This window comes from Pedobacter suwonensis, from assembly GCF_900111825.1.
GTDB lineage: Bacteria > Bacteroidota > Bacteroidia > Sphingobacteriales > Sphingobacteriaceae > Pedobacter > Pedobacter suwonensis.
Window position 1 is genome coordinate 217,412 of the sequence record NZ_FOJM01000011.1, and the last position, 12,537, is coordinate 229,948.

Consider the following 12,537-nt stretch of genomic DNA (forward strand, 5'->3'; position numbering starts at 1 on the left):
AAAATAACTTTCTTTGAACATTAACAACCTCAAAACCAAACTAACACATATCAAAAAAACATAGGAGATAAGCTATAGAAATTAAACATCTACAAATTAATTTTTAGCAAACAGTACGGGATTTAGTGTAGGTAAACCTATGAATTTACAATCATATAATGATCAGGACCTGGTAAAGGTATATATTGCCGGGAACGAGAATGGATTGCAGGAACTTCTTAGAAGACATAAAAGTAAAATTTATACCTCTATCTACTTATTGGTAAAAGACCAATATCTGGCTGAGGATATATTTCAGGATGCTTTTATCAAAGTGATCAATACCCTGCGATCAGGAAGATATAACGAGGAAGGTAAATTTTTGCCTTGGGTAATGCGTATTGCGCATAACCTGGTTATCGATTATTTCAGGAGAGAAAAGAGAACGCCGATCATCACCAGTGCGGATGGGATGGATGTATTTAATATGCTACACTTTTATGATGAGAGCGCAGAAGATAAAATGCTTCGCGATCAAACCCATAAAGATTTAAAAGCGATGATCCATTTATTGCCTGATGAGCAGAAAGAAGTGCTTTTGATGCGCCATTATGCCGATTTAAGTTTCAAGGAAATAGCAGATTTAACTGATGTCAGCATTAACACAGCCCTGGGCCGTATGCGTTATGCATTGAGTAACCTGCGTAAAATGCTCAAAACAAAAGAGATGACCTACAAAGGGTAGTAAAAATGTTACATATTTTTTTTTAGGGTTTGAAATAAAGCATCTGAACTATCGTTAAGTTTATAAAACTTATCACATTCAGTTGCTTATGACAAAAACCTCTACATCAAAAAACAATGTAAATTTACCTACACCTAACATGTTTCAGCCAATAACTGATATGGAATCTGATGCAGAAATCGACTTATTTTATGATCAAATAAAAAGCAAGTTAGATACGCTGGTTAAAGATCCTCAAGACGAAACCATCAATAAGATTTTAGCATACAGCAGGTCGTTATAAAATTTGCAATGTAGAAAGGTTGTTCCACGGAGTGGGACAACCTTTTTTTATAGTTCAGTAGCCATTGGTTCATCAGCAGTAAAATTACAAATTGCCAACTGATAATCGATAACTGCTAATTGCTAACCGAATTATGGTTTGTCGGTTAACCGCAAATCGCCCCTCCATTCGTCATCGTGAGGGATAATTTATCTTATAAAAATCAATATAATTGATAATAGCATTTAATGGAAATAAATCTTCCAGGAAGGATCGTCATTGCGAAAAGGCTTTTTCAGCCGACAGCCTGCCCCGATTTTCAGGGAAGCAATCTTACAGCAAGGATTATTAGCAAAGATTGCTTCGCCGTTTCTCTCCTCGCAATGATGACTTTTTTAGGTATTCTGTCAATGGTAGGAATAATTTATTGTATAAAATCAATATGATTGACAGAAGTATTTAATGGAAATAAGCCTCTGAAAGGATCGTTCATGGCCAGAAGACTTTTCCAGCCGACGAAGCAATCTTTGCGTCAAGCATTACTAGCAGGATAGATTGCTTCGTCGTTCCTCTCCTCGCAATGACGACTTTTTTAGGTATTCGGTCAATGATAACTTGTTTCAAGGTGTGGCATCCGGGGTTAATGCAAACTGCTCATTGAAAACTGTAATAATGATTAATTCTAAATAGGTTAACCGTAAACATCCTCCCCCATCCAACACCACCCGTCTTCCATCCAACATCTTCCATTGCCCACATAAATTGCCCAATTTTTACAATCCCTACCATAAAAAGCCCTACCTTTGCATAGTGTATTTTTAACACTAAGGGCATAATGAACAAGAATTTACTTCCACTCACTTTAGGTGGTTTGGGCATCGGTATTACTGAATTTGTAATGATGGGTCTATTACCTGATATCGCTAAAGACCTAAAAGTAACCATTCCGCAGGCCGGGCATTTAATTTCCGCTTACGCATTAGGCGTGGTAATCGGCGCGCCCTTGTTAATTATGATTGCGGGTAAATATCCACCAAAAAAAATATTGATGGCCTTGATGATCATGTTTACGGTCTTCAATGCCTTTTCCGCATTCGCACCTACTTTCAACATTCTTTTTATCTCCAGGTTACTTTCAGGCTTGCCTCACGGGGCATTTTTCGGTGTAGGATCAGTAGTGGCCAGCAGAATAGCAGAAAAAGGGAAAGCTGCACAGGCCGTATCGCTGATGTTTATGGGCCTAACCATTGCCAATATTGTAGGCGTACCACTAGGCACTTTCATCGGCCATAATTTCTCCTGGCGCATCTCTTTTGCAGTGGTAGTATTTGTAGGTTTGATAACATTATTAAGTTTAAAATTATGGCTACCTGCTTTGGAAGCCACGAAAAACCGCGATTTAAAAGCTGAATTAAGTTTCTTCAAAAAAAGAGAAGCCTGGATCATCATTTTTATGATTTCTATCGGAACAGGCGGACTATTTACCTGGTACAGTTATATTGCGCCGTTAATGACAGATGTTGCAGGCTTTTCATCAAATGCAGTAACCTATATATTAATGCTGGCGGGCTTAGGCATGATGTTCGGCAATTACGTTGGCGGCCGTTTGGCCGATAAATTTTCTCCAGCCAAAGCATCTGCAGCTTTATTGCTCACGATGGTGGCTACCTTAACCATTGTTCATTTTGTATCCGCGAACCAACCTTTGGCGTTAATCATGACTTTTATTACGGGTGCTGTCGCTTTCTCATTGGCTGCCCCTATCCAGATGTTGATGATCCAAAGTGCTAAAGGCTCTGAAATGTTGGCGGCCTCTGCCAGCCAGGCGAGTTTTAACATTGGTAATGCGTTAGGCGCTTTCTTTGGCGGACTGCCACTGGTTTATGGCTTTGATTATACCTCACCGGCTTATGTGGGTGCAGCTATGGCATTGGTGGGCGCTTTGTTTGCCTTCTGGCTCATTAAAAGCAATCAGGGCGCAACAGAAAAGGCTAAAGTGCCGGCTACTTCTTTTCATTAAAAATATTCGTCATTGCGAACGAAGTAGCGCTTTGTGATGATGGGATGAGGCTGTAATCATAAATTGTAATTCACTTTGAATTTGCCACGTTGAGCTCAGCCTGTACTGAGCTTGACGAATGTATCGAAACGCCATGTAAGACTTTTAAAAAAATATCCTTCCACAAGCTCAGGATGACAATTCATATATTTATGAGTAAGCCTCTTTTTTTGAGAAATGAAAGTAGGTGTAAGCAAAAATAGTCAGCCCTGCTGTGCACTATAGCCTCGCAGAAAAAGCTCGGGCTGCCGTTTCCATCAGGTTTATGATCAAGGGTCTGTGCCGTTAATAAAAAAAACCTGCGCGGCAACTTTTGAATAAGTGAATGACAGAATAAGAAAACCTAAACCATTCTCTCATTCAAAACTCAATTATTTCACTCATTCAAAACGCTACCTTCCCCATTCTCTTCAACAGCTTTAAATGAGATTTTATCCCTCCGAAATAACTGGTACAATTAGGCGTTATGCCATTTTCATTTAACATTTCATATAATATCTTACTGATTTGTGGATAATACACATGGTGATAATGCGGAAATAAATGATGGGCAATATGGTTATTAAAGCCGCCTAAAATAAAGTTTGCCGTTTTACTGAAAGGATGCATATCGTTTGAACTCCTGATCTGGTTCATGAGCCAGGAGGCATTAATATAACCCCGCGCATCAGTTTTAGGATATTGCGTATCCTCTACATGGTGGGTCATAAAAAAGGTAAACAACAAGAATAACGACTGACTTAGGTGCATCATTAAAAAACCAGTCAGCACCACATACCAAGGCTGGATCGCAAATATCATGGGCAAAACAAATAACAAACTGATATAGATGAATTTTTGGAACACAAACGACAGGTAATATCTCATGTTCTTTTTGGCGCCATAACCATCGTCACTAAATAGAATCACAAAATCTTTAATAAAAATCCAGAACAGCGAATAGGTTGTATAAGCTAATGGTGCATACAGGTGTTGGTACGCATGAAACCAATAATGTTTGCTGCCAGGAACCACGCGGATCAATTTCGATATTTTAAGGTCTGAATCATAATCTTCTACATTTGGCGCATAATGATGAGAATTAACATGACGCAGTTTCCAAGCCTCAGCATGCGCTCCAACCAATGTATAAATAGCTACAAAGCAAATGTGGTTGAGCCGCTTGTTTTTAAAGATGGTATTATGAGAAAAGTCGTGTGAAAAGTTAAAAGCAAAGAGTAGCGAGATAAAACCATAGATAACAAAACAACCTACAAAACCGGTCGGGTTAGCGATGTGGTACAAAGCTAAATAGGTAAATAAAGTGAGCAGGAAATACACCACGAATTTAAGTACGATTACCCACATAAATGCAGATTTATCAGCTACCACTTCTTCGCTGACGCGTTTGTATATCTCTTTTAGCAACTGACTATCAGCCGCCACATGAATATGTTTATCCTTCATATCGCATCGGGATTAAGTTCTCACTTCTGCCAATCATTTTCAAAAACCTAAAATGAGAAGCCAGCGATTCGCCATAAGACATTTCCATATAAGTTAGCCTGTGTTTTTTAGCCAGCGCTTTAAAAATTGGAATAATCTCAAGGTAATGTACATGGCATATATTAGGAAGCAGGTGGTGTACCGCATGAGCATTAAAGCCACCAAGTGTCCAGTTTAAAAACCTGCTTTCTGAATGATAATCTATTGAGGTAAGCAATTGCAGCTTCGGCCAGCTCATATTCAATTTATGATCCTGATCAGGCACCGGGTGAACTACATAATCCGATAAATGTGCTACGCCTAATACGGCCACAAACAATAGCGAAATGATAAAATGATTTAACAAAAAAGCCAGTAAAACCGTCTGCCAGCCGAAAGGCAACAGATAAACAGGCAAAATGATCATGTAACCGATATATAAGAGTTTATATATCACCAGCTTTACAACTTCAATGCGGGGAATCTCTACTTTAATGGTGCGGCTTGACAGATTGAACAACATCAATGTTTCCCTGAAAAAGAACCAGTTAATAGAATAGAACAGGTAAAGAAACGGCGCATAAATAAACTGATAACGATGGAACCATAACAAAGGCTGAGATTCAGTCATCCTGAATAATGGATTATTCAGTACATCGATATCACTGCCTTCTATATTGGTATATAAATGGTGCGATTCGTTATGGTTTTTGCCCCATACATAGGCGTTGTTCCCTTGTAGGTTAAAACTCAGCGAAAATAGTATCCGGTTCCAGAATTTACTTTTTACTGCTACACCATGGGCCGCATCATGCGAAATATTAAAAGCAGTTAACAAAACAGAAAGTCCCATCAGCAGGTAAAAAACATAAAATGCAAATACCGAATGACTGGTAATCATTAAGGCATAAAACAGGATGTCCAAACAGAAATAAAGGAAAATCTTGAAAAACATTTTTGTGTTTCCGGTTTTCTGTAGCCCTTTATCAATAAAATACTGTTCAATCTGCTCATTCAATTCTTTATAGAATTCGGAGCCTTCATCTTTCATAAATCTTAATTTGTTCATAATAATTCGTGTTATCCTAACCAAATCTAAAACATCACACAAATCACAATAAATCTTAAAGATTATAATCTCCTCAATAATTATTGTTTAAAGGAATTAAAAGACGCATGTAAGAATTTATAAGTTATATATTGCAATTTGGCCCAAAGAAATAATCCATTTGATTACTAAAAACTACTATATTCAATTAAAAAATTAATCTTTATGGATAATCAGCAAGTGCTATTTTTTCAAGCCATTAAAGCGGCATTGCCCGAGTACCAGAACCTGGCATTAAGTATAGCAGAAGAATTAGGGATCAGCACCAATGAGGCTTATAAAAAAATAAGAGGCGACAGCAACCTTACCTTTCAACAGATCATCAAACTCTCTGACTGTTTCGATGTTCCATTTCTGTACAGTCCGAAGAATTCTCTTTCTGTTACTTTTAGCTATTTAAGTGTAAACGAAGATCTGGATATGGTAAACTACCTGCGCAATCTGCTGGAGAACATTAAAGCCATTAAAAAAAGTAAGGAGAAACACATCACCATCACCACGGATGACATCCCCTTGTTTCATTTTTTCAAATACCCCGAACTTACCAGCTTTAAACTCTTCTTTTGGGCAAATAGTGCCAATAACTATGGGAAATCTTTTAGCGCTCCCATTCTATCCGATGAGATTACCGAAATTTCCCAGGAGTTGCACACCGCTTACCTGGAAATACCGAGTACCGAAATATGGTCGAAAGATACCGTAACGGGTACACTTGAGCAAATCAGGTATGCATTCGAAGCAGGCCATCTTACCGACACCGAACTGGCTATAAAGATTGTGGAACAGGTAAGGTATTGCCTTACCGACATGAATATGTATGCCATTAGCAGCAAAAAAACCATTGACCCAAACCATACCTTCAACTGGTACAGTTGCGATGTACTGGGAAGCATTGCTTACCTGGTTGATTTTAAAGACCGTATGACCTGCTATAACAGGTTTAATACTTTTAATTACTTAAAAACAGAAGACCATGCTTATTGCAGGCAAACCAAACAATGGATGCAGGGCCTGATTATGAAATCGGTTTCCTTTAGCGGCCAGGGCGAAAAACACCGCAATAAGTATTTATATCATGCTTTTGCCGAATGCGATAAATTGCTGAAAGAAATAACCAGGCATTAACCTGGCACATTACACCTTAATAATTAAGGGTTAAGCCTGCACCAAAGCCCATATCGCTGTCATAATGAGCAGAAATTCCCATGTATTTAGTGGTAATGAATTTAAGTCCGCCCATAAATTCTTTATCACTATTTACCATAAAACTTGCTCTTAAACGCCTGGAAACGGGTATGTCTTCACGCATTAACTGCAGGCGGACATTACCATCATGATATACTTCTGCCTGTGCAATAACCAACATAGGCAAGGTATAGGCAAGTCCCAAACTAAACATGCTTCTATTGTCTTTTGTATTTTTCTGGCCAAAAATATTACTTTCCTGTTTAGTTACATCCATTTTCCGGTACCGCCAATCGAAACCGACAAAAGGCATTAACCATTGCATCCGATCGATGTACCGGCCAACATGGGTTTCGGTTTCAAAGCCGTGCATTTTAGTATAACCCAGGCGCCACTCGGTCCCGATACGCCAGCGTGTATTGGCCAGCATGGCCATGCCATCATTTCCGTTACTGGCAAAATCATTTTCGGCCATAAAATGGAACATCCTGTCATCAGCAAAAAGCTTTCGCTGTGCCAGCCTGGGATTGGGAATTTCAGGGTTTGGAGGCGAGTTTTCATAGCTAAAAATCCTACCCATACCGCTCATCATATGGTACAGAATATGGCAGTGAAAAAACCAGTCGCCACTTTCTGAAGCGCGAAACTCAATGGTATCACGCTCCATGGGCATAATATCAAGTACGTTTTTTAAAGGCGCGTAATCGCCCTGTCCATTAATTACCCTGAAATCGTGCCCATGCAGATGCATGGGATGGCGCATCATGCTGTTGTTGTATAGAATGATGCGCAGGTTTTCACCTTTTCTGATCAGGATTTTATCTGCTTCAGAAATCGTTTTATTATCCAGGGTCCAAACATAACGGTTCATATTGCCCGTTAGCTGAAACTCCATCTGCCGGGAGGGTGCTTCCGGCAGAACCGTTTTTTCGGGTGCACGCAGCATATTGTAATTTAATGTTTTGAGTGATGCTTTCATCCCACCGCCATCACCCATATCATGGCCTTTATGTGCATCAGCTACAGCGGTATCTCCACCACTGCGATCCAGCTCAGCATACATAACGGCATTCATATCCATTACCTGATTCTGCATTTTCATGCCATCCATCTGCACCATATTACCATTCATGTCCATCATCTCATTCATCATTTTCATGCCTTCGAAATATTTCAGTCTGGGTAGTTTCTGAGCGCTCACCTGCTGTCCGCTGCCCAGCCACAGGGATGCCGATCCTGTACGGTCTTCAGGCGTAACCAAAAACTCATAGCTTTTATTTTCAGGAATGGTTACAACTACATCATAAGTTTCTGATACGGCAATCATCAGCCGATCTACCTCAACAGGCGTCACATCGTTACCATCACTGGCCACTACTGTTATTTTACCACCAGCATAGGTGAGCCAAAAATAGCTGGAGGCCCCACTGTTAGCAATGCGCAACCTGATCTTATCGCCCGCCTTCAGTTTGTTTGGCACCTGGTACTGATTTTTTCCATTTACTAAAAACGCTTCATAATACACGTCACTCACATCCATAGCAGTCATCCGTTTCAGTTCGTTGGTGAGTTTGGTTTTAAAGTGTCCACCTTTTATGGCTTCAGCATAACTCTGCGTTGTACCTTTTTTGATCGCGAACCAGTCGTTCGCATTGTGTAACCGCCTGTCCACTTCATGAGGCTTCATATTGGTCCACTCACTTAAAACTACAGGTACCGTGGGCATAACCGGCTCTTTTCTTTTATTTAAAATCATCGCGCCATACATGCCAATCTGCTCCTGCAAACCCGAGTGACTATGGTACCAATGGGTACCGTTCTGTATGATCGGAAAACGGTAAACATGGGTTTCATTTGGTTTGATGGGCATTTGTGTAAGGTAAGGAACGCCATCATAGCGGTTAGGCAAAAATAGTCCGTGCCAATGTAAGGAGGTTGTTTCTTTTAGTTTATTGTGCACATATATTTCTGCAGTATCGCCTTCGGTAAAGGTTAGCGTTGGCATGGGTATCTGTCCGTTAACTGCAATTGCGCTTTTAGGTTTCCCGCCAAAAGTTACCGTTGTATCGGCAACGTACAGATCATATCGTACTACTCTGGGCGGCCTGCTGTTGCTTAAACTTGTAACGGTGCTTGCTTCACTGAGCGTTTTTCCGGGACCGGCTGCTTCTGTCGCACCATGTTGATGTTGGGCAAAAGCAGTGCTATAAAGCAAAATAGCCAGGCAACAAACTAAAATAAACTTCATGTTATCGTGTATTTATTTAAGTACTTCGGCTATCTTGCCACAACTCAACATTATATTACCATAATATGGGTTTTTGATCACCTCGTCTTCGCTTAACCAATAGCTTTTTTTCATCGGACAATAATCATAATAAACAGGTTTATCGTTTAGTTTTAATGCTTTTACCAGGGCATAAAAATCGGCTGATAAGGAAGAGAAATCATCTCTCTTATGTTCAATATCTTTACTCCCGGCGATGTGCCCGGCATCAAATAATATTTTGTCACGCAATACTTTCGAAGCATTGGTTCTTTCGTTTGCCTTTATTGCATTAATGAATTGAGTAGCCTTTGCACCAGCCAAACCTGCATTACTGCTGATTAAAGCCTCTTTAATCTCGTAGTAGGCCTGCAGAGGATTAAGCCCTACTGTTTTTTCTTGTGCTGACAGGTCGCCAGCTACAACCAGTAAAAGGACATGGAGGATCCAGAATTTAATCAAAGTTTTCATTTTGCGCTTAAATTTTAAACAAAACTAGCGGTATGGCCTTTAGTAACTTTACACTTTTAGCGGAAATGTTTACATAATTATAGGGTTAAGGTACGCCAGGCATTGACTATTGAGGAATTAAATGGTTTGTTTAAACAATTATAAAAGGATTCGACTGTGCTGGCAGGTAGCGGTGGTATCTTTTCTTTTTTTTGGAAACGGACGTTCTGTAATTCTTCGGTGGCAGCAGTCCCGTTATCCGCTTTATCCCGACAGAACAAGTCGGGATGACCGCTCCTACCGGGTTTATTGAACAAGGGTTACGGCAAAAATGGCAAGATCCTTTTAGTAATACCCCACTAGTCTTCAACCTACAGTCCTCGCTGGCTATAGGCTATTCTACTTAATCCGGGTTTAGGAACAAGGGCCGTACGTACTGAATACCTTAAAAATGGAATACTGCATTACTACCCAGCCCCCGTTGCATCGCTACCCTGGAGCAACGAGGTATCCCGAATTTTTGGGAAAAGCATAGAAGCGGAAAACGGGAACAAACCTTAATCTTAACAGCAAATTGCGCTCCCATTTAAAGCCAGTTAATTTCTTTACATGCCCCTTCAACCCTTTCAGGCTGAATTTTCTATAAAATTTCTTCTATCCATCTCACATCATCCATTTTACTTAATCCATCCTACCTAATCCATCTTACATCACCCACGTTACCTAATCCATCTTACATCACCCATCTCACATTTAGCACATTGCATTCTCCATCTTTAACCTATATTTGCACATGCTTAAAAAAGAACGCTACAAACTTTTTGTAGAACATTTTTCGGCCAGGCAGCCTGATGCAGAAACCGAGTTACACTATAATAACCCTTATCAGCTTTTGGTAGCAGTAATCCTTTCGGCGCAATGTACCGATAAGAGGGTGAATATGGTAACGCCAGCTCTTTTTCAGCGCTTTCCCAATGCCAAGGCTTTAGCTGAGGCTACACCCGATATAGTTTTCGATTATATCAGAAGCATCAGCTACCCCAACAACAAGGCAAAACACCTGGTAGGAATGGCCAACATGCTGCTGAATGAATTTAATGATGTGGTTCCCTCGGAAGTTAACGACCTGCAGAAAATGCCAGGGGTAGGACGCAAAACAGCCAATGTAATTGCATCTGTAATTTATAATGCACCGGCAATGGCAGTTGATACCCATGTTTTCCGCGTGGCCAACCGCCTGGGCTTAACCAATGGCAAAACCCCATTAGCAGTTGAAAAGGACCTGGTCAAAAACCTTCCAGAACACGATATCCATATCGCCCATCACTGGCTTATTCTTCACGGACGCTACGTTTGTATAGCCCGAAACCCGAAATGTGAGGTGTGTGAAATTACTTACATGTGCAGGTATTTTGAACGCTTAACTGCGCAAAACGAAAGGGATAAATTAAAAGCCTAAAAATATTTTAAATTTACTATTGACATTAGCCAAAAAAAGCCTTACATTAGCTAAATATTTTAGTATTATGAATATCAAACATTTAGCATATTAGCCGACAATCAATTATATTTACGTAATCAATGAAAAAAGAAATAAGCACTGCAAATCCAGATAAATTAAAAGCCCTTCAGCTTACTTTAGATAAACTAGAGAAATCATATGGTAAAGGTACCATCATGAAACTTGGCGATACTGCTGTTGAACCGATAGACTTTATTTCTACCGGATCAATCAGTTTAGATATTGCTTTAGGCATTGGCGGTATTCCAAAAGGACGTATCATCGAGATTTATGGACCAGAATCTTCCGGTAAAACAACTTTAGCTACACACATCATTGCCGAAGCACAGAAAAAAGGCGGTATCGCTGCTTTTATTGATGCGGAGCATGCTTTCGATCAGTTTTATGCCAAGAAACTAGGCGTAGATACCGATAACCTCTTAATTTCTCAACCCGATAACGGTGAGCAGGCATTGGAAATTGCCGATAATTTAATCCGCTCCGGCGCTATAGATGTAATCGTAATTGACTCTGTTGCAGCTTTGGTTCCTAAAAGTGAAATTGAAGGTGAAATGGGCGACAGTAAAATGGGTTTACATGCCCGTTTGATGAGTCAGGCTTTACGTAAATTAACCGGAACGATTTCCAAAACCGGATGTTGCTGTATCTTTATCAACCAGTTACGTGATAAAATCGGCGTAATGTTTGGTAACCCAGAAACCACAACCGGTGGTAACGCTTTGAAATTTTATGCATCGGTACGTTTAGATATCCGTCGTATTTCACAAATCAAAGACTCTGACGAAGTTTCCGGTAACCGTGTTAAAGTAAAAATTGTTAAAAATAAAGTGGCTCCTCCTTTCCGTATTGCAGAATTTGATGTGATGTTTGGAGAAGGTATTTCCAAAAATGGCGAGATTATCGACTTAGGTGTCGATTTTGGCATCATCAAAAAAGCCGGCTCATGGTTCTCTTATGGAGATACCAAGCTGGGACAAGGCAGAGATGCAGTAAAACAATTATTGAGCGACAATCCTGAACTTGCAGAGGAACTAGAAAATAAGATCAAAACCGAAGTAACGGGCGAGCATCTGGCAGAAAAATAAGCCTGATCAATTTAGTCTGTGAATATAGAAAAAGCGTCCTGATTTTAAAATCAGGACGCTTTTTTATTCCAACATCTGTCTAGTCCTAATATAGCGATACAAAAAACTAGTATCCTTATGGAGGAAAAAACAAATTATTCGAAACGTAGTCAGAAAGATTACACCTTAAGCTTTAAACTTCAAGTAGTTAGCGAGGTTGAAAATGGGACATTGAGTTTATCTCAAGCTAAAGTTAAATACGGTATACAGGGTGACAGCACCGTTCGTAAATGGTTGCAAAAATATGGTAACTTTGATTGGGAGCATAAATCTCCTTTTCATATGCCCAAGACACCTGAACAGAAAATCCTGGAGTTGGAAGCTAAACTCAAACTCCTGGAGAAACAAAATGCTTTCCTGTCTGCCCAGAACA

Annotated in this window: 11 protein-coding genes; 7 read left to right on the forward strand and 4 right to left on the reverse strand. The window is 39.9% G+C overall.

Going from position 1 to position 12,537, the window contains the following annotated elements:
* The first annotated feature begins 139 nt into the window (after window positions 1–139).
* The 3 genes from BM107_RS15695 (at window position 140) to BM107_RS15715 (ending at window position 3,006) form a co-directional block, all read left to right on the forward strand.
* Window positions 140–724 (forward strand): RNA polymerase sigma factor, encoded by a 585-nt coding sequence (locus BM107_RS15695; RefSeq protein ID WP_090984996.1) that lies wholly within the window; start codon window positions 140–142, stop codon window positions 722–724.
* Between the two features lie 88 nt (window positions 725–812).
* On the forward strand, window positions 813–1,007 hold the full coding sequence (locus BM107_RS15700) for a hypothetical protein (RefSeq protein WP_090984998.1): 195 nt from the start codon (window positions 813–815) through the stop codon (window positions 1,005–1,007).
* Window positions 1,008–1,821: 814 nt separating this feature from the next.
* Window positions 1,822–3,006 carry an MFS transporter gene (locus tag BM107_RS15715; RefSeq protein WP_090985005.1) on the forward strand — a complete coding sequence of 395 codons (1,185 nt, stop codon included), beginning with the start codon at window positions 1,822–1,824 and terminating at the stop codon, window positions 3,004–3,006.
* 423 nt (window positions 3,007–3,429) lie between these two features.
* On the opposite strand, the gene BM107_RS15720 is transcribed toward BM107_RS15715, so the two are convergent.
* Together BM107_RS15720 and BM107_RS15725 are read right to left on the reverse strand one after the other, a co-directional pair.
* Window positions 3,430–4,491 (reverse strand): fatty acid desaturase family protein, encoded by a 1,062-nt coding sequence (locus tag BM107_RS15720; RefSeq protein ID WP_090985007.1) that lies wholly within the window; start codon window positions 4,489–4,491, stop codon window positions 3,430–3,432.
* A complete protein-coding gene (locus BM107_RS15725; protein WP_090985009.1) occupies window positions 4,481–5,578 on the reverse strand; it encodes a fatty acid desaturase family protein in 1,098 nt (365 codons plus the stop codon). The genes BM107_RS15720 and BM107_RS15725 overlap by 11 nt, the downstream gene beginning before the upstream one ends.
* 204 nt (window positions 5,579–5,782) lie before the next feature.
* On the opposite strand from BM107_RS15725, the gene BM107_RS15730 reads away from it, so the two are divergent.
* Complete coding sequence (locus BM107_RS15730; protein ID WP_090985011.1) at window positions 5,783–6,742, forward strand: hypothetical protein; 960 nt, start codon at window positions 5,783–5,785, stop codon at window positions 6,740–6,742.
* A 16-nt stretch (window positions 6,743–6,758) separates the two neighbouring features.
* On the opposite strand, the gene BM107_RS15735 is transcribed toward BM107_RS15730, so the two are convergent.
* On the reverse strand, window positions 6,759–9,050 hold the full coding sequence (locus BM107_RS15735) for a multicopper oxidase family protein (protein ID WP_090985013.1): 2,292 nt from the start codon (window positions 9,048–9,050) through the stop codon (window positions 6,759–6,761).
* A gap of 12 nt (window positions 9,051–9,062) precedes the next feature.
* A complete protein-coding gene (locus tag BM107_RS15740) occupies window positions 9,063–9,539 on the reverse strand; it encodes a DUF3347 domain-containing protein (RefSeq protein ID WP_090985015.1) in 477 nt (158 codons plus the stop codon).
* Window positions 9,540–10,311: 772 nt separating this feature from the next.
* On the opposite strand from BM107_RS15740, the gene nth reads away from it, so the two are divergent.
* The 3 genes from nth to BM107_RS15755 form a co-directional block, all read left to right on the forward strand.
* Entirely contained in the window at window positions 10,312–10,977 is a 666-nt protein-coding gene (gene nth, locus BM107_RS15745) for an endonuclease III (protein ID WP_090985017.1), read from the forward strand.
* A gap of 122 nt (window positions 10,978–11,099) precedes the next feature.
* Window positions 11,100–12,125, forward strand: a complete 1,026-nt coding sequence (recA, locus tag BM107_RS15750) for a recombinase RecA (RefSeq protein ID WP_090985019.1) — start codon at window positions 11,100–11,102, stop codon at window positions 12,123–12,125.
* Between the two features lie 117 nt (window positions 12,126–12,242).
* Window positions 12,243–12,537 (forward strand): transposase (locus BM107_RS15755; RefSeq protein WP_139222297.1); only part of this gene is annotated, 295 nt, incomplete at its 3' end.

Bases quoted from the DNA above. Each gene is read 5' to 3' on its own strand.
- BM107_RS15730 (WP_090985011.1), top strand. From the start codon at position 5,783: ATGGATAATCAGCAAGTGCTATTTTTTCAAGCCATTAAAGCGGCATTG.
- recA (WP_090985019.1), top strand. From the start codon at position 11,100: ATGAAAAAAGAAATAAGCACTGCAAATCCAGATAAATTAAAAGCCCTT.
- BM107_RS15700 (WP_090984998.1), top strand. From the start codon at position 813: ATGACAAAAACCTCTACATCAAAAAACAATGTAAATTTACCTACACCT.
- BM107_RS15735 (WP_090985013.1), bottom strand. From the start codon at position 9,050: ATGAAGTTTATTTTAGTTTGTTGCCTGGCTATTTTGCTTTATAGCACT.
- BM107_RS15695 (WP_090984996.1), top strand. From the start codon at position 140: ATGAATTTACAATCATATAATGATCAGGACCTGGTAAAGGTATATATT.
- BM107_RS15720 (WP_090985007.1), bottom strand. From the start codon at position 4,491: ATGAAGGATAAACATATTCATGTGGCGGCTGATAGTCAGTTGCTAAAA.
- BM107_RS15715 (WP_090985005.1), top strand. From the start codon at position 1,822: ATGAACAAGAATTTACTTCCACTCACTTTAGGTGGTTTGGGCATCGGT.
- nth (WP_090985017.1), top strand. From the start codon at position 10,312: ATGCTTAAAAAAGAACGCTACAAACTTTTTGTAGAACATTTTTCGGCC.
- BM107_RS15725 (WP_090985009.1), bottom strand. From the start codon at position 5,578: ATGAACAAATTAAGATTTATGAAAGATGAAGGCTCCGAATTCTATAAA.
- BM107_RS15740 (WP_090985015.1), bottom strand. From the start codon at position 9,539: ATGAAAACTTTGATTAAATTCTGGATCCTCCATGTCCTTTTACTGGTT.